The organism is Sphingobacterium gobiense, from assembly GCF_002980575.1.
Classification (GTDB): Bacteria; Bacteroidota; Bacteroidia; order Sphingobacteriales; family Sphingobacteriaceae; genus Sphingobacterium; species Sphingobacterium gobiense.
In genome coordinates, this window is sequence record NZ_PVBS01000004.1 from 244636 (window position 1) to 266162 (window position 21527).

Here is a 21527-nt window from a genome sequence, read left to right on the forward strand (position 1 = left end):
AAAATGGCAGAATTAAATCAAGATGGTGGTGGTAAGGACAAAGGTGGCAAAGTAAGAGCCAAGAAAGCCGGTGGCAAGGTCGATCTGACCGCCATGGTGGACTTAGCGTTCTTATTGATTACCTTCTTCATGCTGACCACGTCACTAAATACTCCACAGGCTATGGATGTGGCGATGCCGGATAAGAATAAGATGGATCAAAACGATAATTTGGAAATTGCCGATAATCGTTCCATCACGCTTTTACTGGGATCGGATGATAAAATCTCTTGGTATTATGGTCAATTGGCGAAACCTATCTATCCGCCTACAACAATAGATTATGGTAGTGAAGGGATTCGTCAAGTGTTGCTCAGAATGCAGAAAGAGGTTCCTCAGCGTGCCGGAGGTAAAGATTTGATTGTTGTAATCAGGCCTAGCGAAAAATCTGTGCAACGTAATTTGGTCGATATTTTAGACGAGATGCGTATCGTAGATGTAAAGCGCTACATGATTTCAAAAATCAATAGTGACGAAATAGAAGTGTTGAAAAGCGAGGGTCTTTTTAACGATTAATCGCATAATTTAAGTAAAATATGTTTGGTTCTAAATTAGATATATTCAAAAAAGAATGGCTTGAGGTCGTTTTTGAGAATAGAAATAAAGAGTATGGCGCCTATGACTTACGTAAGTTTGCCCCACGAGCAACCAACGTTGCGCTATTCTCGATTGTCTCAATCGTTCTTGTTTTGAGTGCTCCAAAAATGTTTAACATTAAGGTGTTTCCAGACAAACCAGTAGAAGAAGCTCCCGTGATAACGGAGGTAACGCTGGAAGATTTAGAAATACCGGAGCCAGAAGAAGAGGAAGAAGAACCACTTCCACAGGAGGAAGAGCCGGTGCAAAGGATAGCACAGGAACCCCCGGCAGAAGACTTGGTGCGTTTTCCGGAGCCTAAGGTGGTGCCTGAAAGCCAGGTAAAAGAGGAAGTGGTATCGCAAGAGGAAATTAAGAAAGAAAATAAAACACCAGCACGTATCACCTTAAAAGGTACAAAAGGTGCATCAGGCGTACCTACCGGAGAGTTTGGCCCGAAGAAAGTGGAGGGACAGATAACAGGTAGTGCGACAGGGGATCCAGATGGTGGCGCAGACAAGATCTTTACCGCGGTAGAGGTGAATCCGGAACCACACGGTGGCTTAAACGCTTTCCGCGAGTGGGTGGGACGTAATTATAGCTACCCGCAGGGTGCTATCGATGCAGGTGTTAAAGGTCAAGTTGTTGTTTCTTTCGTAGTAGAGCGTGACGGTAGCTTAACAGACATCAAGGTAGTAAAAGACTTGTCGTATGGTACAGGAACAGCTGCGGTAAATGTGTTGAAAAAAGCGAAGCCTTGGAAGCCGGGTATTCAGAACGGCCGTCCGGTACGTGTTGCTTACACATTGCCTATTACGTTGAACCTTCAACAATAAATATGCGTGGTTTGGGTAACAACACGAGTAAATTTAAACAGAAATCGCCAACAAAGCGATTTCTGTCTATTTTGGGGTTGGCGATGTTTGCCTTTTATTTTATTTTAGGCATCTTAGTTATCTTTTGGGATAATTTCCCCTTGGATATCGATCCTACCTATAAGAATATGTTTGGTATCCTGCTCATTGTTTATTCTTTTCTGCGCTTTGCTCGTTTGTGGCAGAATAATTTTTAATACGAATTAGATGGGGCGATCAAAAAAATGAAGAAAGTAATTAACATAAGCATGTTGGCGATCCTGTTGCTCAGCATGGCTGGTTGTGCTGGCTGTTCACGGACAAAGAATAAGGATGCTTCAACTGGTGACAGCTCGGTAGCAAAAGAAGTATCCCCAAGGGAGGACGTCTTGGTGGGCGTGCTGAATGTTGCGGTAGATGAAACAGCCTATCCAATCTTGAAAGAGCAGGAAGAGGTCTTTTTGGCGGCGTATCCTAATGCTAGGTTGAACTTTATTATGAAGCCAGAATTATTGGCTATCCGGGAGATGCTGTCCAATGAAGCAGGAGTGGCGGTGTTAGCAAGGGAATTGAATGAGACGGAGAAGGATTATTTCAGCAAACGTTCGATTAATCCGAGGGTATTCCCTGTGTGGACGGATGCAATTGTGGTCGTCAATAATACTAAACTTGTGGATACGACCGTTACTATTGAATATTTGGTGAATGCAATGAAGGGAGAAAGCGTCGACCGGAAAAAGATTGTTTTCGATAACCTTAATTCAAGTACGTTTAGACACTTGAAAGACATGGGTAAATTGAAAAAAGTTGCATCAAATTACGTGGAAGCACAAGGTGATAGTAAGAAAGTGCTCGAAGCGGTGGCGAATGATCCGGATAAAATTGGGGTTTTGGGGTATAACGTCTACTTAGATTTGATTTCCTCATTTCCAGATAAGAATAATATTCGTATCTTGAGCGTGCAGAATACGATGGGAGAGCAGGCTGACAATAAATTTTATAAGCCCACTCAGTCCACCATTGCCGCAGAACAATATCCGCTGCGCCGTACATTTTATGTGCAGAATTATCAGCCTAATTTAGGGCTGGGTATAGGGTTTTCTGCGTTTTTGACTGGTGATCGCGGACAACGTATCGTTTTGAAATCGGGTTTAGTGCCTGCAACAATGCCGGGACGCGATATTATTATAAGAGATGATATTTCTCTTTAGAAGAAGCGTTATAAATGGCAAAATTGTTCATTAATTAAACATTTTGGCAGATAGGGTGTCAAATATAGGCGAGAGCGAAATACAAAAAAATCGTATAATTCATTTAGATTTGCGATAATTCGTGTTAAATTCGTGGGTAATTAGTTAAAAAGGAAAAAAATAGAACACAAATAGATTATGACAAAAAGCAAATTATTTTTAAGTCTTCTATTGGCGGGTACAATAGGGTCTGTAAGTGCACAGAGCTTAAAGGATGCGAAGTCCGCTATAGACGAGGAAAGATATGATGAAGCGAAGAGTATGCTTCAGAATTTGGTGGAGAAAAAAGCGAAAGATGGAGAGAACTGGTTTTATCTTGGACAAATTCACTTGATCAACGATAAAATTGATTCCGCAGCCTATGTGTTTAACCAAGGGGTAATGAATGCACCGAAGGAGAAACTGAATAATGTAGGACTCGGTATCGTTGATTTAATGAAGGGAGACAAGACGGCGGCCGAAACGAAATTTTCAACAGCTGTTTCGGATTTGAAACGTAGGGAATATTTGCCGCTGCTTTATATCGGACAAGCTTATATCAAAGCACCAGAACCTGATTATACTAAAGCAATAGAATACCTAACGCAGGCAAAGGAAAAGAATGATAAGGACCCGGATATATTGATCGCCTTAGGTGACGCGTATGCGGGCATGGGCGAGAGTAGTCAGGCTTTTGTAAATTATCGTGATGCGGAGTATATGGATCCTAGTCTATTAGCGCCAAAAATTGGACAGGCGTTGATCTCAAGAAGAGCGCAGGCATACGATGTGGTGATCGAATCATTGACTAAGCTCTCGAGCGAGAATCCGGATTATGCGCCACTTTACCGTGAGCTTGCGGAGACGTATTACTTATCTTCATTGAAAGCTCCAGAAGACGACTATCGGGAGATCAATCAGAAAGCATTGGAGTATTATCAAAAATACCTAAGCTTGACGGGAGATGCGTCTGTAGAGGCAAAAACACGTTATGCTGACTTCTTGGTATATTCTGGTAACTACGCAGAATTGAAGACGGTTGCCGAAGAACTAGCGAATATGCCGGGGGTAGACGCAAAAGTTTACCGTTATTTAGGATATATTGCTTATAACCAAGATAAAGATTATGCGAAAGCTGCAGAGAACATGAATATTTTGTTCGAAAAAGTACAACCGGAGCGTTTGATCCCACGTGACTACCTTTACGCAGGTTTAGCTAATCTCAGTGCTGGAGACGCGGCAAAAGGTGAAGCGTTGTTGAAGCAAGCGGTGGAGAAACAAGCAGAAGAGGATAACTTGGAAACGGAAATTGCAGAGACAGCGTTTCAGAAGTATCAAGACGGCGAGGTCGAAGAAGCTGTAAAGATTTTCCGTTTACCAGCGGCAAATCCAGAATCTGATTATTATTTCGATGCAAACTATTTTGTCGGTTTAGGTCAGTATACAAAAGGATCTAGATTGGTGTCGCCAGCAGAAGGTGAAGAAATAACACCAGAGCTTGGTGCGCAGAAAATTGCAGCAGCAAAACCTATCCTTGATGAAGCGATCAAATCGTTTACTACTGTTATTGGAACGGAAAAAGAGGACGTAAAAAAGAAATACTTGGTAAACTCGCTGTACTATAAAGGCCTATCTGAACTTGCATTGGACGGAGTAATGTATGATCCGGAAAATGCGAAGGGACTATTTGTAGATTCTTTCACGAGATTATTACAGGAGATTCAGACTACAGAGTTACCTGAAACTACAGTAACCTCTTATACCGTTGATGCAAATAACTACTTAGGTTACTACTTTTATTTAAAAGGAGAAACGGAAAAAGCGAAAGCACATTTTCAGGAAACGATCAAGGTCAGCCCAGAAGATGAGTTCGCCGGACAATTCGTTGATCAACTGTAATTTAGAATGGAAATAAATAAAAAGGGGCTTTACAGAGCCCCTTTTTTTATTTGGAAAAAATGATATATTTGTTAGAGAGAACAAATTAGTGAACTGTTATGGAAAGTGTAAACTTAGAAAGCACTTCAGTAGATTATATACCTATCCTGATACAACTGGGGGTGGCTGTGGCATTTGGTGTTTTAACCATTATCGGCACGCACTTGATTGGACCAAAAGTTCGTACAGAGAACAAATTGGGTGCATTTGAGTCGGGCGTTGAGGTAATTGGTAACGCGCGACAACCTTTTTCGGTGAAATATTTTATGGCTGCCATTTTGTTCGTCATTTTCGACGTGGAGGTTATATTTATGTATCCTTGGGCGGTCAACTTTAGAGAAATGGGTATGGATGGGTTATGGAAAATGGGGATTTTCTTGAGTATAGTTGTTCTCGGCTTAATCTATGAAGTGAAACGCGGTGCGTTGGATTGGGACTAGTGTTTGGTAAATTAAAAAACGATAGCCATGAGTAAAGTGACATTGGCAGAAGCACCTCCGGGCATAGAAGGAGCGGGTTTTTTTGCGACATCTTTAGATAAAGTGATCGGTTTGGCTAGGGCCAACTCGTTGTGGCCACTTCCGTTTGCTACGTCGTGTTGTGGAATTGAATTTATGGCGACCATGGGATCTACGTACGATTTGGCCCGTTTCGGTGCCGAGCGCCCAAGTTTCTCGCCGAGACAGGCTGATATGCTGTTGGTGATGGGCACGATAGCAAAAAAAATGGCGCCCGTCTTAAAACAGGTATATACGCAAATGGCGGAACCCCGCTGGGTGATAGCTGTCGGCGCCTGCGCCTCGAGTGGTGGAATTTTTGATACCTATTCGGTGTTGCAGGGGATAGATGAGATTATTCCGGTAGATGTATATGTTCCCGGCTGTCCTCCACGCCCCGAAGCGATATTGGACGGTGTGTTGAAATTGCAGGAAATCGTGCGGAATGAATCCCTAAACCGCCGGAATACGCCGGAGTATAAGGCATTGTTGGAGAAATATGGAATAGCGACAGACAATGGATAAACTGGATAATCAAATCGTTATAAAGCATCTGCAGGATAAGTTTGGGGAGCAGGTACGGATAATAGCAGAGCCGCATGGTTTACTGACAGTGGCGACGGAAGCAGATGCTATCCTAGATTTGCTTTCTTTTGTAAAGGATGACGCGCAGTTACGTTTTAATTATCTGACGGATATTACGGGTGTGCATTATCCAAATGAAGACCGGGACTTCTGTGTGGTATATCATCTGCATAACCTGTTGCAAAACCTACGTCTACGGATAAAGGTATTTATTAGTGGGCCTACGCCGACGATTCCTTCGGCTACCTCCATATGGCACGGGGCCAATTGGATGGAGCGCGAAACTTTCGATTTTTTCGGGATAGTGTTCGATGGACATCCCGACTTGAGACGGATCCTGAATATGGATGAATTGGAAGTGTTTCCGATGCGCAAGGAATATCCGCTCGAGGATCCGAATCGGGTAGATAAAAAGGATTTTTATTTTGGACGTTAAACCCTACAGGAGAGTAAGATGAGTAAACCGATAACCAAGATAACACCGAATGCAGCCGTATTCTTTGACAACGATCCACAAGATGAGTTTATCACCCTCAATATAGGCCCCACACACCCGGCTACGCACGGGGTGTTCCAAAACGTGGTGCAAATTGATGGCGAACGCATTATGAGCGGTGTCTCTACAATAGGTTATATACACCGAGCTTTTGAGAAAATTGCGGAACACCGGCCTTTTTACCAAATAACCCCGCTGACGGATAGATTGAACTATTGTTCGGCCCCGATAAATAATATGGGGTGGCACATGACAGTAGAGAAGTTGTTGGACATTGAGCTGCCGAAACGCGTGCAATATATGCGCGTTATCGTGATGGAATTGGCGCGTATCACGGACCATATCATTTGTAACGGAATTTTAGGAGTGGATACGGGGGCTTTTTCTGGGTTTCTATATGTGATGCAGGAGCGGGAATTTATATACGAGATTTATGAAGAGATATGTGGATCGCGCTTAACCACTAATATCGGACGCGTCGGCGGTTTCGAACGTGATTTTAACGAGATTGCGTTCCGTAAGATAGAAGAGTTTCTCAAACGTTTTCCGCCCGTGCTCAAAGAATTCGAAAACTTATTTGTCCGTAATCGGATTTTTATTGATCGTACTTCGGGAGTAGCGGCGGTTACGCCGGAAGATGCCTTGAGCTACAGCTGGTCGGGACCAATTCTTCGTGCGACGGGTGTGGATTACGATGTGCGTGCCACAGCACCATATTCTTCGTATGAGGAATTTGATTTTGATGTTCCTGTAGGGACAAATGGTGATGTATACGATCGCTTCATGGTGCGCAATGATGAGATGTGGCAATCGCTACGCATTATCGAGCAGGCGCTGGAAAAGATTAAGAAAGAACCTGTAGGTGTATTTCATGCCGATGTACCGGATTTTTACTTGCCACCGAAGGAACAGGTATATACCAATATGGAGGCGCTTATTTATCACTTTAAGATTGTCATGGGGGAATGGGAAACACCAAAATCAGAGGTATATCATGCGGTGGAGGGCGCAAATGGTGAATTGGGATTCTATCTCATCCACGACGGAGGTCGCGCGCCTTATCGTTTACATTTTAGAAGACCATCGTTCGTTAATTATCAGATGTTCGCTCCTATGAGTAGTGGGATGCTGATCTCTGACGCGATTATCAATATGAGTAGTTTAAACGTTATTGCAGGAGAATTAGATGCTTAGTGTTAAAGAAAATATGACGGTGGAATTTAGTCTGTCTTTGTTGGAAAAGTTTGCGGAAGTAGTTGCGCGCTATCCAAAAGGTAAACAGAAATCTGGGCTTTTGCCGATCTTACACTTGGTACAGGCTGAATATGGTTGGCTTAGCGTGGATGCCATGGATAAGGTTGCCGCGTATTTGGATATCCGACCTATAGAGGTGTATGAGGTTGCCACCTTTTATACGATGTTTTTTCTGGAGCCCAAAGGCAAATATGTATTGGAGATTTGCCGAACAGGTCCTTGTTGTTTAGTTGGTGCCGAGCGTATGATGCAACATATAGAAGATAGGTTGGGTGTGAAAGAGGGAGATGTGACAGCGGATGGCTTGTTTTCTTGGCGTGGTGTAGAGTGTCTTGCGGCTTGTGGTTATGCTCCGGTGTTACAGATCGGCCCCGAATACACGTTTTATGAAAATCTGACGGAGGAGAAAGTGGACCAGTTGATTGATGAATTGAAGCAAAAAGCACAAACAAAATAGGTATGGCACGTAAGTTATTATTGGCACATATTGATGTTCCGGGGATCCATACTTTTGACGTTTATCGTCAAAACGGAGGCTATCGTGCAGTAGAAAAAGCACTTCGGACGATGTCGCCAGACGAAGTGGTGGAAGAGGTAAAGAAATCAGGACTTCGCGGACGTGGTGGAGCGGGATTCCCTACAGGGATGAAATGGGGCTTTCTGGCGAAACCGGAAGGTGTTCCACGTTATTTAGTTTGCAACGGAGATGAATCAGAGCCCGGGACCTTTAAGGATCGATATCTAATGACCTATATTCCTCATTTACTGATTGAGGGCATGATCGTTTCCAGTTATGCATTGGGCGCAAATACCTCGTATATCTATATCCGAGGAGAAATGATGCCGCAGATTCATATTGTAGAAAAAGCGATTGCAGAAGCGAAAGCGGCGGGTTTTCTGGGAAAAAATATATTAGGTACGGGCTACGATTTAGAAATACATGTTCAACCTGGCGGGGGTGCATATATTTGTGGAGAAGAGACGGCGTTGTTGGAATCGCTTGAAGGCGAACGAGGCAACCCGCGCATCAAACCTCCTTTCCCTGCGGTGGCAGGGCTATATGGTTGTCCAACGGTAGTGAACAATGTGGAGTCGATTGCGGCAACCGTGCCCATCGTGAATGACGGTGGAGAAGAATATGCGAAAATCGGAATCGAGCGTAGTACCGGCACGAAGTTAATATCGGCTTCAGGCAACTTGGTGCGTCCGGGGGTATATGAAATTGAAATGGGCTTACCCATGGAAGAGTTTATTTATTCTGATGAATATTGTGGTGGAATCGCAAACGGAAAGCGTCTAAAGGCGGTGGTTGCGGGTGGTTCATCGGTGCCGATTTTACCGACTCACCTTGCGCTGAAGACAGCGAACGGGGAACCTCGGCTGATGACGTATGAGTCGTTGGCAGATGGTGGCTTTGTAACGGGTACGGCAATGGGTTCTGGTGGGTTTATCGCGTTTGACGAAGATCAATGTATCGTGCGCAATACACTAAACTTTACGCGTTTTTATCATCACGAAAGTTGTGGGCAATGTTCTCCATGCAGGGAAGGAACAGGCTGGATGGAAAAGGTATTGCACAAAATCGAATATGGGTATGGTGATATTTCCGACATTGATCTTTTGTGGGACATCCAGCAAAAAATCGATGGACATACCATTTGTCCGTTAGGCGATGCATCGGCTTGGCCGGTAGCGAGTGCCATACGGCATTTCCGGGATGAATTTGAATGGCATATTTTACATCCAGAAGAAGCGCAAACAAGGAATTATGGATTGGTAGGTGAGGTAGTGGAGAGTTAAAGGGATAAATAATGGCAGACGAAAAATTTAAGGTAACGATAGATGGGATTCCGGTAGAAGTGGCACCCGGAACGACGATATTGAACGCGGCGCGTCAGGTCGGTGGGGATATTGTGCCTCCGGCGATGTGCTACTACTCGAAATTGGAGGGTAGTGGTGGAAAGTGCCGTACATGTTTGGTTAAGGTATCCAAAGGATCAGAAAAGGATCCTCGTCCAATGCCTAAATTAGTCGCTTCTTGTAGGACGACCGTGATGGACGGCATGGAAGTACAGAATATTACCTCGCCGGACGTACTGGAAGCCCGCAAAGGTGTGGTGGAGATGTTATTGATCAATCATCCATTGGATTGCCCGGTTTGTGATCAAGCGGGAGAGTGTAAACTACAGGATCTGAGTTATGAACACGGTGTGTCTCAAACACGGTATGAATTTAAACGACGCACGTTTGAGCCCATCGATATCGGCGATAATATAAAGTTACATATGAATCGCTGTATTTTGTGCTATCGTTGTGTTTACGTGGCGGATCAACTGACTGGCAAGCGGGAACATGGTATCATTAACCGTGGCGATCATGCGGAAATTTCTACTTTTATCGAGAATGCATTGGACAATGATTTTATCGGAAACGTCATTGATGTATGTCCTGTGGGTGCATTGACGGATAGAACATTCCGTTTCAAAAGCCGAGTGTGGTTTACCAAGCCGGTAGATGCGCATCGCGATTGCCCTACGTGCTCTGGCAAAGTCACTTTGTGGTATAAGGGCGAAGAAGTTTTGCGTGTGACGGCCCGTAAAGACGAATACAACGAGGTGGAAGCATTTATCTGTGATACCTGTCGCTTCGATAAAAAGAAGACAGTTGACTGGATATTGGAAGAGCCTACTCCAATCAGCAAACAATCTGTCATTGATGCCAATCACTACAACGTGTTCAGTCCACCTCCGGTCATTAAAAAGAACCTGCAGTTGCAGGAAGCGAACGAGGAACAATTGGAAAGAACGGAACGTTTAAAATAAGCAAAGAAAACACATGGAAGGAGCTTTTATTTTAGAAAAATTGATTCTGGTGGTGGTTGTTTTTACGATTTCGTTGGTTATTGCGATGTACTCGACGTTGGCGGAGCGTAAAATAGCTGGCTTTATGCAGGATCGCTACGGACCTAACCGAGCGGGATTTGGTGGGATTTTGCAGCCGCTCTGCGATGGTGGTAAGTTCTTTTTTAAAGAAGAAATTATTCCGGCGGGAGCACACAAGCCGTTGTTTATATTGGGCCCCACTTTAGCGATTATTACGGCTTGTATCAGTTCGGCCGTTATTCCTTGGGGGCAGACGCTAACAATTGGCGGACGCGAAGTGGTCTTGCAGGTGGCTGATATCAACGTAGGCGTACTTTATATTTTTGGTGTTGTAGCCTTGGGTGTATATGGTATTATGTTAGGCGGATGGGCATCAAACAATAAGTTCTCGTTAATGGGGGCTATTCGCGCGGCATCGCAGAGTATCAGTTATGAAATCCCGATGGGGCTTTCTATTATCGCTTTATTAATGGTGACCGGAACGTTATCTATGGGAGAGATCGTTGCCCAACAGTCGGGATTCGTCAACTGGAATATTTGGGTGCAGCCATTGGGATTTCTGATTTTTATGGTATGTGCTTTTGCGGAATGTAATCGGGTACCATTTGATTTACCAGAGTGCGAAACGGAACTGATCGGAGGATACCATACAGAGTATTCTTCGATGAAACTCGGTCTTTATATGTTTTCCGAATATATCAATATGTTTGTGTCTTCCGCGTTAATGGCGGCATTGTACTTTGGCGGATATAACTTCCCGTTCATGTACGAGTTAGGCCTATCGCAGAATTGGATCACGATTATTGGTGTATTGGTGTTCTTCCTTAAAATCTTTGGTTTTATCTTTTTCTTCATGTGGGTGCGTTGGACGTTGCCCCGCTTCCGCTACGATCAATTGATGGGTCTGGGGTGGAAGATATTGATTCCGCTGGCGATAGCAAATATTGTGTTGACAGCAGTGGTAATCGTGGTGAAGGATACTTATTTTTGAGACTATGCAATCTTTATCAAATAGAAAAAAAGTTATCGAACAGAAACCCATGAATTTTTGGGAGCGTATGTACCTGCCTGCTATCGCAAAGGGACTAGGTATCACGATACGACATTTTTTCAAGAAAATTCCGACGGTTAAATATCCGGAAGTGCAACGACCTTATTCGAAGAATTTCCGAGGGCTGCATTCATTAAAGCGGGATGAAGAGGGGCGTGAGCGTTGTACTGCTTGTGGTCTTTGTGCGCTTTCGTGTCCGGCGGAAGCGATTACAATGATAGCCGCAGAGCGGACAAAGGAGGAGGAGCATTTGTACCGGGAGGAAAAATATGCTGCAGTATATGAAATTAATATGCTGCGTTGTATTTTTTGTGGTTTGTGTGAGGAAGCCTGCCCGAAAGAAGCGATTTATCTGGATGGCCCCCATGTGACAGCGGAATATCTAAGAAAGGATTTTATCTACGGGAAAGACAAATTGGTCGAGCCTGTATTTGACATTACGAAACTAAACCCGGAAAAAACGAACTAACATGTCCTTATTTTATTTTGTCGCTTTTGTCGCTATTTTTTTCGCATTGATGACAATCTTTACTAAAAATCCTGTACACAGTGTGTTGTATCTGGTGGTTACGTTTTTTACGCTGACTGTTCATTATATTTTATTGAACGCGCAATTTCTAGCTGTAGTCAACTTTATCGTATATATGGGTGCCATTATGGTGCTCTTTCTATTTGTCCTCATGCTGCTGAATCTCAACGGGAATACGGAACCCATGAAGTCTAACTTGGTGAAGGTTATGGGTGTCGTTGCAGGGATGTGTTTGTTTGCAACCCTTCTAGGTGCTTTTCGTGTAATTGAGCCATCGAATGAGGTCGTAACTGGCAATACGAATATTGGACTTGTAGAACACTTGGGAGATGTGTTGTTTAATGAGTTTTTGCTGCCTTTTGAGATTTCGGCAATTTTATTGTTGATAGCGATGATCGGAGCGGTATTATTGGCTAAAAGGGAAGTTAAAGAGATTAAAAAAGCATAATGGAGAATATAGTAACGCAGATTCAAGGTGTTCCACTTAACCATTACATCATTTTTTGTAGTATTATTTTCGCCATCGGTGTTATGGGGGTGCTTATCCGGCGGAATGTAATCATTATCATGATGTCCATTGAGTTGATGTTGAATGCTGTCAATTTATTGTTGGCCGCTTTTTCGGCCTATCGGGGAGATCCGACAGGACAGGTGTTCGTTTTTTTTATCATGGCATTGGCGGCAGCAGAGGTAGCTGTTGGTCTTGCAATTATCATCATGGTATACCGAAACACCAAATCGGTGGATATCGAATCATTAAGCAAATTGCGTTGGTAATTGAATAGGAGAATTTTTAGTAACAAATTATATGTCTGAATTAATCTGGCTGATCCCATTGATACCTTTTATAGGTTTTGTAATAAACGGCTTAATGGGAAATCGTATGCCGAAAGCGGTTACGGCTATTGTAGGCTGTGGGGTGGTGCTCGCTTCTTTTGTATTAAGCTTGTTGGTTTACTTTGAGATCGCAGCTGCGCGCGCGACTGGTGCCTCGGGAGAAATATATGTCCATCTCTTCGACTGGTTTACAGTCGGTAAGCTGCAGGTAGCGCTTTCTTTTTTAGCGGATCCGCTGAGTGCTATTATGCTTTTGATTATTACTGGTGTCGGCTTTTTGATTCACTTGTATTCGTGTAGCTATATGGCTGGTGATGCAGGATTTGGAAAATACTTTGCTTACCTTAACCTATTCATTTTCTTCATGACCATCCTTGTGTTAGGTTCCAATTATCTGGTGATGTTTATTGGATGGGAAGGCGTTGGGCTTTGCTCTTATTTGTTGATCGGATTTTGGTTCAAAAATGTTTCTTACGCTTCGGCAGCGAAGAAGGCATTTGTGATGAATCGTATCGGCGATTTGGGCTTTCTTATCGCCCTATTTTTTATCTTAGAGACTTTCGGTAGTTTGGAATACGGAACTGTATTTGCCGCTGCTGCAGGTATGCCGATGGGTGATTCTATACTACTCGTGATTACGTTATTATTATTTGTTGCGGCGACAGGTAAATCAGCGCAGATTCCTTTGTTTACCTGGCTACCCGATGCGATGGCGGGACCAACGCCGGTATCTGCCTTAATTCACGCAGCCACTATGGTAACAGCTGGTATCTATATGGTCGTCCGTTCAAACATCTTGTTTACGCTTTCTCCGGTAACAATGGAGGTAATGGCGATTGTCGGATTGGCGACGGCGTTGTTGGCGGCGTTTATTGCGATTACACAAACTGATATTAAAAAGGTATTGGCATATTCTACGGTATCTCAGTTGGGATACATGTTTCTAGGCCTCGGGGTAGGTGCGTTCACCGGGGCTTTTTTTCATGTCTTGACACATGCATTTTTTAAAGCTTTACTGTTTCTTGGAGCGGGGTCGGTAATTCACGCGATGCACAATGAACAGGATATGCGTTTGATGGGTGGTTTAAGAAAGGCGTTGCCCATCACATTTATAACGATGTTAATCGGAACGATTGCTATTAGCGGTATCCCACCCTTTGCTGGTTTCTTTTCTAAAGATGAGATATTAGCACATTCATTTCAGCATCAGCCCGTTTTGTGGGCAATCGGCTTTTTGACCGCCCTATGCACCGCATTTTATATGTTCCGTCTATTGTATTTGACATTTTTTGGGAAGTTTCGAGGGACAGAAACGCAGAAACAACATTTGCACGAGTCGCCTTGGCAAATGACGGTGCCGTTGATTGTCTTGGCGGTGTTGTCTGTAATTGGTGGTTTTATCAACATTCCAGAAGCTTTGGGCGGACATCATAACTTGGCGATCTTCCTGGCTCCGATTTTTGAAGCGGGTAGTGAACATGCTGAAGTATTGTCGTTAAGTCATAGTACGGAATACCTGTTGATGGGTATTTCCGCCGGGGGTGCCTTGATTATGGCTTTTATTGCTTACAGCCGATATGTAAGAAAAGAAGCCCTTCCGGTAGCAGATACACAATCATCAAAAGGATTACATAAATTATCCTTTCGCAAACTATATGTGGATGAATTTTATAATGCCCTTGTTGTACAGCCGTTAAACAGATTATCAGTTAGCCTTTATAAATATGTGGACCGTTTGGGCATTGATGGATTCGTGAATGGGGTGGGCAACTTCTTTATCGGAACTGGGAAAGGTATAAGGCAATTGCAAAGCGGTCATGTAGGGTTTTATATCATGATGATGGTGATTAGTGTGATTGCTATTTTGCTTTACGCTGTATTTAGTATGTAATTTTGACAATTAAACAATGAGTAACCTATTTATATTACTATTAGTACCTATTATTTCAGCACTAGTATTATGTTTCGTAAAAGACATGATACGGGCAAAATGGATAGCACTGATTGCTTCACTGCTTGAATTGGGGCTTTCTATCCCGTTTTTATGTGGATTTATACCGGATGCGAGCATACAATTCGAACAGCGTTGGACGTGGGTCGAATCCTTAGGAATTCAGTTTCATATTGGCTTAGATGGTATCAGCCTCCCCATGTTGTTGTTGACAAATGGGTTGATTCCGCTCATTGTGTTGTCTTCCTTTCGTAAAGCGCATAAAGGTAATTTCTTTGCGTTAATCTCTTTTATGCAAGCGGGATTATTGCTTGTATTTATAGCGTTAGATGCTTTTACGTTCTATGTTGGATGGGAGGTAGCTTTAATTCCTGTTTATTTTATCTGTGCGTTGTGGGGCGATGGCGACCGTATTCGTATTAACCTTAAGTTTTTTATTTATACGTTTTTTGGAAGCTTGTTGATGTTGGTGGCGCTTATTTTCCTGTACAACCAGAGTGCTACGCCAAGCTTTGAATGGAGTGCATTCGTAGCATTGGACTTACCCGAGTCTACGCAACGTTGGGTATTTTGGGCATTTTTCTTAGCGTTTGCTATAAAGATACCGATCTTCCCATTCCATACTTGGCAGCCAGATACCTATACACATGCGCCTGCAGCTGGAACGATGCTGTTGGCCGGTATCATGCTTAAGATGGGCGTGTATGGGCTGATCCGTTGGTTATTGCCGGTTGCTCCACTTGGTGCGTTGGCTTATAGTCAGGTTATCATAGTGCTGTGCGTGATTGGTATTGTGTATGCCTCTATCATTGCTTTTAAGCAACAAGATGCTAAACGTTTGATTGCGTATTCTTCTATTGCGCACGTCGGCCTTATTTCCGCAGGTGTGTTTTCGTGGAACTTGGAAGGGCTGCAGGGGGCAATCATCCAGATGGTGAACCATGGTTTGAATGTGGTGGGGTTGTTTTTTATTATTGATATATTACAGGAGAGGACAGGAACGCGCACGCTCGCGGAGTGGGGAGGAGTAGCGAGCAAAGCTCCTCGTTTAGCGGCCGTATTTCTCTTAATTTTGATGGGTGCAGTAGGACTGCCTTTGACTAACGGATTTATCGGCGAATTTTTGCTGTTAAAAGGTGTGTTTGATTACGGCGTATGGTATGCTGTGTTCGGTGGACTAACTTTGATTTTAGGAGCTGTATATATGTTGCGTCTGTATCAGAAATCGATGTTGGGCGCCTTACCCGAACGATATATAAAGGTGGTAGATATTAAAGGGTATGAGTTATTAGTATTGGTAATTATTGCGTTTTTTACTCTATTTTTAGGGGTATGGCCGAAAGCGATTTTACAGCTTTCAGAAGCGGCGGTAGCCAATTTGTTGAATCAGGTTAAATTTTAATTAGCGATTGTAGAATATTATGGGGGCAATTATTACATTGTGTATTTTGGGAATAGTGGTGTTGTATCTAGGTTTGTTCAAAGCGAAGAATGCACTCATTCCTGTAACCTTGCTGGGATTGGTCGCAACGCTAGGTTTCCTGGTAGCGGGATGGAACAGCGAAGCGCTGCCGCAATTTCACGGGATGATGATTTTTGATCGTTTAGCTTCGTCTTTTTCTATTTTATGCGTGGTGATTACCGGTTTTGTCATTTTGCTTTCTAAAGAATATTTTAAGAACATCAGCAAGTATCTTTCCGAATACTTTTGTTTGATTATATTTTCGTTGACGGGGGCACTGCTGGTCAATGCCTATCACAATTTTGCGATGCTCTTCATCGGAATTGAGGTGATGTCCGTCGCTTTGTATATCCTTGTGGGAATTCGGAAAACTGATCTTGCCTCTAATGAGGCGGCGCTCAAGTATTTTTTGATGGGCGCGTTTTCTACTGGATTTCTTCTTTTTGGGATCACACTCTTGTATGGCGCTTCCGGCACATTTGACCTAACGGAATTACAAGCCTATGTACAAACATCTTCCGAGATTTCACCATTATTTTATGGTGGGGTGTTGCTGTTGCTTTGCGGTTTATGCTTTAAAGTGGGGGCGGCCCCCTTTCACTTCTGGACGCCGGATGTATATGACGGAGCACCGATATTGATCACCAGTTTTATGAGTACCGTCGTAAAGGTCGCTTCTTTTGTTGGGTTCTTACGGCTTTTTAGCACGGTGTTGATCCCACTGCACGACTTTTGGACGCCGGTCTTATTGGTGATTGTCATTATCACGCTCTTCGTGGGGAACATCACGGCACTGCTACAGTCTAGCTTTAAGCGAATGATGGCCTATTCGAGTATTTCGCATGCAGGCTATATGCTATTTGCTATCATCGTTATCGGAACGACTTCCGCATCGGGAATGTTGGTTTACGCAACGGCCTATTCGTTAGCTTCAGTGATTGCTTTTGGTGTGCTAATTCTGGTGAAACGTAGTACAGGTTCGGAGGACTTCGAGTCGTTCAATGGATTAGCGAAAAAGCAGCCGATGTTGGCCTTGATCTTGACATTAGCAATGCTTTCCCTCGCGGGTATTCCGCTGACAGCAGGTTTTATGGGGAAGTTTATGATGTTTAATAATGTGATGGGGACATATAACATCACTTTACTGATCCTAGCTGTTATTAACGCCGCAATTGGTGTGTATTACTATTTGCATGTGGTGGTCAATATGTATTTCCGTAAACCAGAGGAGGAAGTAACAGCGCAACATGTACCGACGAGCTACAAGGTAGTGTTGGTTGCTGCGGCTGTATTGACGCTGATTATCGGGGTTTATCCGGATAGTATTTTACGATTTCTATAATTCTTAATCGCCAAACCAACGCTGGTGTTATATGTAGTGTTCGAATACGACGGTTTGTACATTTATTTTTTTGTATAAAACAAAAAGTCTACTATCTTTGTAGTGTATTCAGAATTGCACTACTGTGCAATGCCAACCGAGTGTAGTCACCACGGTGGAAAGATAATACGGGCATCGTCCAAAACAAACGTCGTCTTCCCGATTTTCTGAATACAATTTATGGTTAAACATTTTAATTCTAAATTGTATGGGCACAAGAAACGAACTTTACAACCACCTTATCAAACGATTTCAAGACTACAGCGCTGAAGAATTGGTGCAACTTAATAACGAGCTGGTATCCGGAAAATGGGGGACAAACCGAGGGACTTTTCGTACGGCAGTCTTAAATGCGCTGTCCAAGAAGGGAGTTGATCTATCTGCTATTGTCTATCGTTGTGATGGCTTTACGACGATACAGATTGTTCCTGTGGCACTGGCAGAAAACAATGTGCTCATTCCGCTAGTGGAGAAAGGCCGAATCGAGCCATATAAAGGCGAATGCGGCGGGGTCAAGGTATGATAAAAAAATCAATTTCATTTTAATCTTATTGTACAAATTGTATCTTTATGGCAGTGCCATTTTGAATATGAGGAGAATAAGCTTGCTGAAATTGTTGATGTTGATATTTACTCTCGGCGTTGCTGCACAGCATGGCGCGGCTCAACAAAAAATCATCGGAAGAGTTGTTGATGACGTAACAGGACAAGGTGTTCCACAAGCGAGCTTAAAGCTGCGGGGAACGGCGGATGGTACTTCATGTGATTCTGCTGGACGATTTTTTTTAACGACAAATGCTCGGTTGCCGTTGCAGCTCGTCGTATCCGCTATAGGATATGAGGAACTACTTGTGTATGTCGACACGCTGCAGGAACATTTGCATATTGCGCTAGAGCATGATAAAAATATAATTGATGCGGTAGAAGTATCGCGCCGGCAGAAATATAGGAACCGAAATCCTGCAGTTGATCTTATTCATCAGGTCATCAAGAACAAGCGGTCTAATCGCTTGGAAAGCCAACCACGGGTCTCTTTTGAACAGTATGACAAATTGCAGTTTGGACTTGTAAACCCCTCAGAGCAATATAATAAGCGAATGGGGAGCTTAGGTTTTTTCTTCGATAATGTGGACACACTGACATCGCCCGGAAATAAGCTACTTACCATTTTTATGCAGGAACAGCTTAGTGATGTATTTTCTAAAAATGATCCCAAAGCGTTTAAAAAGCGAGTGAAATCTATCAAACAGACTGATTTTGACGATCGATATGTAAATAATCATAATATTCAGTCATATTTATCGTATCTATTTCAGGAGGTAGAAATTTATGATGACAATATTTTTTTGATCAATAAGTTATTTCTAAGTCCGATAGCGGACAATGCCCCTGTTTTCTATAAGTACTACATCGTGGACACGATTAATACAGAAGAAGGACGTTTAATCGAATTAAATTTTGAACCGCGAAACAAGACTGACCTGTTGCTTAGTGGTAAGCTGAGGATTACGACCGACGGTCGTTTTGCAGTGCAGGGTGCCACGCTACGTGCAAATAAAGAGGCGAATCTGAACTGGGTGAATGACATAACCATTGATTTACAATTTCGGCCAAACGAGGAGCAATATATGTTTCTAGTGCGTAGTGATGTAGACATCATGTTTGGTACGAATAAAAACGATGCCGTTTACGGTCGTAAGACGACACATAATTATGATTACGACTTTTCTCCGTCGTTCTCTGACGATGTTTTTAAAGGGGCGCCTACGGAGATATTAACATCGGCAAGAGATAATGAAAAGCTTGTTCATCAGCAGCGTCCGGTGCAGCTGTCGCCTGTTGAAAATAGGGTCTACACAAATGTTGATTCACTAAATAATAACCGTACATTTCGAACGATGCTTGCTGCTGGCTATTTGTTGGCACAGGGATTCTATCCGGCAGGGCCCGTGGAATTTGGTCCTTTAGAGTATCTATATTCGCGGAATAATATAGAGGGTAATCGGATACGGCTTAGCGGACGGACGACGCTTGGGTTTTCAGAGAAAGTATTTATTGAAGGGTATTTGGCATACGGGACACAAGATGGCGCAATGAAATATTTTGTTCGACCAACGTTTTCATTAAATGGTGAATCTGTCGCTACGTTTCCGGCGCACTACCTGCAGGTGGCGGTGCAGCATGATATTTTTGACCCGGGCAGGATGCTTGGTTTTAAAAAGGGAGATAGTTTTTTTCAGTCTATACGAAGTAACCGCCCGACGAAATGGATGGACACCTATGCCTATCAACTCAAGCATCTAATAGAATTTGGCAATCATGTGAGTTTGCAGAGCTCTTTTATCCATCATCGTAGGAGAGCAATAGGTGATTTGGAGTTTGTTTCTTCCGGAGATGAGCCTGTCGATATACCCCATATAAATACCAACGAGTTGGAATTTATACTGCGATGGGCGCCAAAGGAAAAATTTTACTATCGTAATCTGACTCGGCGTACAATTATAGAGAAACACCCCGTATTTACGCTACAGTATAATCGCGGGTTGAAGGGGTTTTGGAGTGGGGACTATGCATTTGATGCAGTACGTGGTTCGGTATCGAAACGTTTTTTCTTGAATCAGCTCGGTTTTGCCGATATGACGTTGAGCGGCGGAAAGATTTGGGGTACCTTGCCTTATCCGTTATTAGAAATGCCAAATGTGTTTCGAGATGAGGATACCCGTCATGAAATAGACTTTTCGATGATGCGCAGCATGGAATTTGTGGCAGATGAATATGTCCGTCTCGCATTTGAACATCAACTCGAAGGATTTATCTTAAATAAGATTCCGTTTATCAAAAAGCTTAAACTACGGGAGCTCTGGGGAGGAAAAATGTTTTATGGTCGACTGAGCGATGTCAATAACCCTTATCTTAGCAAAGATGTGGTTCATTTTGACACCGACGCTGATGGGCATATCATGACCCACGTGTTTGATAATAAGATTCCATATTGGGAGGGTAAAGTGGGCATTGACAATATTTTCCGTTTACTGCGCGTTGAGTACATACGTCGGTTAAACTATACGGCTTTGCCGAATGTCGACAAAGACAGGTATCGGGTCAGCCTTCATTTAAATTTTTAATGCTATGCGACCATCATGATTTATCCTTTAAAAATAATTTATTACGATGAAAAAAACACCTACTTATTTTCTGTTCGACATCAAAAATAATACGGCATATATCACCGTGAATAGGCCGGATAAGTTGAACGCTCTGAATACGCTTGTCTTAAAAGAACTTTCCGAAATTTTAATAACACTGGAAGCAAATGAAGACGTGCGGGGTATCATCCTAACCGGTGCTGGAGATAAAGCGTTCGTTGCCGGTGCCGATATCAAAGAATTTCAAGAGTTTTCGTCTGATGAGGCGTGGCAATTATCAAAATCCGGGCAAGAAGAGGTTATGGATAACTTGTATACGTTTCCCAAACCGGTGATTGCGGCGATTAATGGATTTGCGCTCGGGGGGGGATTAGAATTAGCGATGGCATGCCATATCCGCGTCGCAAGCGAAGAGGCGAAGATGGGGCTTCCAGAGGTTTCTCTGGGGATTATTCCGGGATACGGTGGTACACAACGATTGCCACAGCTTGTTGGACGTGGGAAAGCATTAGAAATGATTATGACTGGCGATCCAATCGATGCACGCGATGCGTTGCAATGGGGCTTGGTTAATTACGTGGTATCGCAGAAGGAACTGATTTCTACTTGTGAAAGGCTCTTGGAAAGAATATACCAACGTTCGAACATGGCGATTTCCGCGGCTATCCGCGCGGTGAATATAGGGCTTATGGAGCCGGAAAAGGGGTATGAAGAAGAAATGGATGCTTTCGCAAATGCCTTTGATACGCCCGACTTCCAAGAAGGCGTAGCGGCTTTCTTGGAAAAGCGAAAACCAAACTTTTAGCATATTTGTTCAACA

General features: G+C 43.3%; 22 protein-coding genes and 1 riboswitch. All 22 genes read left to right on the forward strand.

Translation table 11 applies throughout. From position 1 onward, the window contains the following. Positions 1 to 3 precede the first annotated feature (3 nt). The 22 genes from C5749_RS17300 to C5749_RS17405 all read left to right on the forward strand — a co-directional run bounded on the left by C5749_RS17300 (position 4) and on the right by C5749_RS17405 (position 21512). The gene (locus C5749_RS17300) at positions 4 to 555 is read left to right on the forward strand and encodes an ExbD/TolR family protein (protein ID WP_105727490.1); all 552 of its coding nucleotides are present in this window, start codon (positions 4 to 6) and stop codon (positions 553 to 555) included. A 20-nt stretch (positions 556 to 575) separates the two neighbouring features. Then, positions 576 to 1451, forward strand: a complete 876-nt coding sequence (locus tag C5749_RS17305) for an energy transducer TonB (RefSeq protein ID WP_105717409.1) — start codon at positions 576 to 578, stop codon at positions 1449 to 1451. Between the two features lie 2 nt (positions 1452 to 1453). After that, entirely contained in the window at positions 1454 to 1687 is a 234-nt protein-coding gene (locus C5749_RS17310; RefSeq protein WP_105727491.1) for a hypothetical protein, read from the forward strand. A 27-nt stretch (positions 1688 to 1714) separates the two neighbouring features. Then, the gene (locus C5749_RS17315) at positions 1715 to 2680 is read left to right on the forward strand and encodes a PstS family phosphate ABC transporter substrate-binding protein (RefSeq protein WP_105727492.1); all 966 of its coding nucleotides are present in this window, start codon (positions 1715 to 1717) and stop codon (positions 2678 to 2680) included. Between the two features lie 177 nt (positions 2681 to 2857). Then, positions 2858 to 4597, forward strand: a complete 1740-nt coding sequence (locus C5749_RS17320; protein ID WP_105727493.1) for a tetratricopeptide repeat protein — start codon at positions 2858 to 2860, stop codon at positions 4595 to 4597. A gap of 98 nt (positions 4598 to 4695) precedes the next feature. Beyond that, positions 4696 to 5076 carry an NADH-quinone oxidoreductase subunit A gene (locus C5749_RS17325; RefSeq protein ID WP_105717413.1) on the forward strand — a complete coding sequence of 127 codons (381 nt, stop codon included), beginning with the start codon at positions 4696 to 4698 and terminating at the stop codon, positions 5074 to 5076. A gap of 27 nt (positions 5077 to 5103) precedes the next feature. Beyond that, the gene (locus C5749_RS17330) at positions 5104 to 5658 is read left to right on the forward strand and encodes an NADH-quinone oxidoreductase subunit B (protein WP_105717414.1); all 555 of its coding nucleotides are present in this window, start codon (positions 5104 to 5106) and stop codon (positions 5656 to 5658) included. Further along, entirely contained in the window at positions 5651 to 6154 is a 504-nt protein-coding gene (locus tag C5749_RS17335) for an NADH-quinone oxidoreductase subunit C (protein WP_105727494.1), read from the forward strand. The genes C5749_RS17330 and C5749_RS17335 overlap by 8 nt, the downstream gene beginning before the upstream one ends. Before the next feature lie 18 nt (positions 6155 to 6172). Beyond that, a complete protein-coding gene (locus C5749_RS17340; protein WP_105727495.1) occupies positions 6173 to 7408 on the forward strand; it encodes an NADH-quinone oxidoreductase subunit D in 1236 nt (411 codons plus the stop codon). After that, entirely contained in the window at positions 7401 to 7925 is a 525-nt protein-coding gene (locus C5749_RS17345) for an NADH-quinone oxidoreductase subunit NuoE family protein (protein WP_105727496.1), read from the forward strand. Before C5749_RS17340 ends, C5749_RS17345 begins: the two co-directional genes overlap by 8 nt. A 2-nt stretch (positions 7926 to 7927) precedes the next feature. Then, positions 7928 to 9268: an NADH-quinone oxidoreductase subunit NuoF gene (gene nuoF / locus C5749_RS17350; protein WP_105727497.1), complete on the forward strand. Its 1341-nt coding sequence runs from the start codon at positions 7928 to 7930 to the stop codon at positions 9266 to 9268. A gap of 11 nt (positions 9269 to 9279) precedes the next feature. Beyond that, on the forward strand, positions 9280 to 10290 hold the full coding sequence (locus C5749_RS17355) for an NADH-quinone oxidoreductase subunit G (protein WP_181151511.1): 1011 nt from the start codon (positions 9280 to 9282) through the stop codon (positions 10288 to 10290). Positions 10291 to 10303: 13 nt separating this feature from the next. Continuing rightward, positions 10304 to 11341 (forward strand): NADH-quinone oxidoreductase subunit NuoH, encoded by a 1038-nt coding sequence (gene nuoH, locus C5749_RS17360; protein WP_105727499.1) that lies wholly within the window; start codon positions 10304 to 10306, stop codon positions 11339 to 11341. A 4-nt stretch (positions 11342 to 11345) separates the two neighbouring features. Continuing rightward, complete coding sequence (locus C5749_RS17365) at positions 11346 to 11870, forward strand: NuoI/complex I 23 kDa subunit family protein (protein ID WP_105727500.1); 525 nt, start codon at positions 11346 to 11348, stop codon at positions 11868 to 11870. Position 11871: 1 nt separating this feature from the next. Beyond that, positions 11872 to 12378: an NADH-quinone oxidoreductase subunit J family protein gene (locus C5749_RS17370; protein ID WP_105727501.1), complete on the forward strand. Its 507-nt coding sequence runs from the start codon at positions 11872 to 11874 to the stop codon at positions 12376 to 12378. Continuing rightward, positions 12378 to 12707, forward strand: a complete 330-nt coding sequence (gene nuoK, locus C5749_RS17375; protein ID WP_105717423.1) for an NADH-quinone oxidoreductase subunit NuoK — start codon at positions 12378 to 12380, stop codon at positions 12705 to 12707. Before C5749_RS17370 ends, nuoK begins: the two co-directional genes overlap by 1 nt. A 31-nt stretch (positions 12708 to 12738) precedes the next feature. Then, positions 12739 to 14658, forward strand: a complete 1920-nt coding sequence (gene nuoL / locus C5749_RS17380) for an NADH-quinone oxidoreductase subunit L (protein ID WP_105727502.1) — start codon at positions 12739 to 12741, stop codon at positions 14656 to 14658. A gap of 16 nt (positions 14659 to 14674) precedes the next feature. Further along, positions 14675 to 16120 (forward strand): complex I subunit 4 family protein, encoded by a 1446-nt coding sequence (locus tag C5749_RS17385; protein WP_105727503.1) that lies wholly within the window; start codon positions 14675 to 14677, stop codon positions 16118 to 16120. A 19-nt stretch (positions 16121 to 16139) separates the two neighbouring features. Then, positions 16140 to 17522, forward strand: coding sequence for an NADH-quinone oxidoreductase subunit N (locus tag C5749_RS17390; protein ID WP_105727504.1), 1383 nt, complete (start codon positions 16140 to 16142; stop codon positions 17520 to 17522). A gap of 99 nt (positions 17523 to 17621) precedes the next feature. Further along, positions 17622 to 17718: riboswitch (SAM-I-IV-variant riboswitch) on the forward strand. A 51-nt stretch (positions 17719 to 17769) separates the two neighbouring features. Continuing rightward, on the forward strand, positions 17770 to 18084 hold the full coding sequence (locus C5749_RS17395; protein WP_105727505.1) for a 5-oxoprolinase: 315 nt from the start codon (positions 17770 to 17772) through the stop codon (positions 18082 to 18084). A gap of 67 nt (positions 18085 to 18151) precedes the next feature. Then, positions 18152 to 20686 carry a DUF5686 family protein gene (locus C5749_RS17400; protein ID WP_105727506.1) on the forward strand — a complete coding sequence of 845 codons (2535 nt, stop codon included), beginning with the start codon at positions 18152 to 18154 and terminating at the stop codon, positions 20684 to 20686. 46 nt (positions 20687 to 20732) lie between these two features. Beyond that, a complete protein-coding gene (locus tag C5749_RS17405; RefSeq protein ID WP_105727507.1) occupies positions 20733 to 21512 on the forward strand; it encodes an enoyl-CoA hydratase/isomerase family protein in 780 nt (259 codons plus the stop codon). The last annotated feature ends 15 nt before the right edge of the window (positions 21513 to 21527 follow it).

What these genes read in the sequence shown, in the direction of transcription:
- C5749_RS17405 (WP_105727507.1), top strand. Translation starts at nt 20,733, where the DNA reads ATGAAAAAAACACCTACTTATTTTCTGTTCGACATCAAAAATAATACG.
- C5749_RS17320 (WP_105727493.1), top strand. Translation starts at nt 2,858, where the DNA reads ATGACAAAAAGCAAATTATTTTTAAGTCTTCTATTGGCGGGTACAATA.
- C5749_RS17310 (WP_105727491.1), top strand. Translation starts at nt 1,454, where the DNA reads ATGCGTGGTTTGGGTAACAACACGAGTAAATTTAAACAGAAATCGCCA.
- C5749_RS17340 (WP_105727495.1), top strand. Translation starts at nt 6,173, where the DNA reads ATGAGTAAACCGATAACCAAGATAACACCGAATGCAGCCGTATTCTTT.
- C5749_RS17315 (WP_105727492.1), top strand. Translation starts at nt 1,715, where the DNA reads ATGAAGAAAGTAATTAACATAAGCATGTTGGCGATCCTGTTGCTCAGC.
- C5749_RS17305 (WP_105717409.1), top strand. Translation starts at nt 576, where the DNA reads ATGTTTGGTTCTAAATTAGATATATTCAAAAAAGAATGGCTTGAGGTC.
- C5749_RS17300 (WP_105727490.1), top strand. Translation starts at nt 4, where the DNA reads ATGGCAGAATTAAATCAAGATGGTGGTGGTAAGGACAAAGGTGGCAAA.
- nuoH (WP_105727499.1), top strand. Translation starts at nt 10,304, where the DNA reads ATGGAAGGAGCTTTTATTTTAGAAAAATTGATTCTGGTGGTGGTTGTT.
- C5749_RS17385 (WP_105727503.1), top strand. Translation starts at nt 14,675, where the DNA reads ATGAGTAACCTATTTATATTACTATTAGTACCTATTATTTCAGCACTA.
- nuoK (WP_105717423.1), top strand. Translation starts at nt 12,378, where the DNA reads ATGGAGAATATAGTAACGCAGATTCAAGGTGTTCCACTTAACCATTAC.
- C5749_RS17335 (WP_105727494.1), top strand. Translation starts at nt 5,651, where the DNA reads ATGGATAAACTGGATAATCAAATCGTTATAAAGCATCTGCAGGATAAG.
- C5749_RS17370 (WP_105727501.1), top strand. Translation starts at nt 11,872, where the DNA reads ATGTCCTTATTTTATTTTGTCGCTTTTGTCGCTATTTTTTTCGCATTG.
- C5749_RS17345 (WP_105727496.1), top strand. Translation starts at nt 7,401, where the DNA reads ATGCTTAGTGTTAAAGAAAATATGACGGTGGAATTTAGTCTGTCTTTG.
- C5749_RS17330 (WP_105717414.1), top strand. Translation starts at nt 5,104, where the DNA reads ATGAGTAAAGTGACATTGGCAGAAGCACCTCCGGGCATAGAAGGAGCG.
- C5749_RS17400 (WP_105727506.1), top strand. Translation starts at nt 18,152, where the DNA reads ATGAGGAGAATAAGCTTGCTGAAATTGTTGATGTTGATATTTACTCTC.
- nuoL (WP_105727502.1), top strand. Translation starts at nt 12,739, where the DNA reads ATGTCTGAATTAATCTGGCTGATCCCATTGATACCTTTTATAGGTTTT.
- C5749_RS17365 (WP_105727500.1), top strand. Translation starts at nt 11,346, where the DNA reads ATGCAATCTTTATCAAATAGAAAAAAAGTTATCGAACAGAAACCCATG.
- C5749_RS17390 (WP_105727504.1), top strand. Translation starts at nt 16,140, where the DNA reads ATGGGGGCAATTATTACATTGTGTATTTTGGGAATAGTGGTGTTGTAT.
- C5749_RS17325 (WP_105717413.1), top strand. Translation starts at nt 4,696, where the DNA reads ATGGAAAGTGTAAACTTAGAAAGCACTTCAGTAGATTATATACCTATC.
- C5749_RS17355 (WP_181151511.1), top strand. Translation starts at nt 9,280, where the DNA reads ATGGCAGACGAAAAATTTAAGGTAACGATAGATGGGATTCCGGTAGAA.
- C5749_RS17395 (WP_105727505.1), top strand. Translation starts at nt 17,770, where the DNA reads ATGGGCACAAGAAACGAACTTTACAACCACCTTATCAAACGATTTCAA.
- nuoF (WP_105727497.1), top strand. Translation starts at nt 7,928, where the DNA reads ATGGCACGTAAGTTATTATTGGCACATATTGATGTTCCGGGGATCCAT.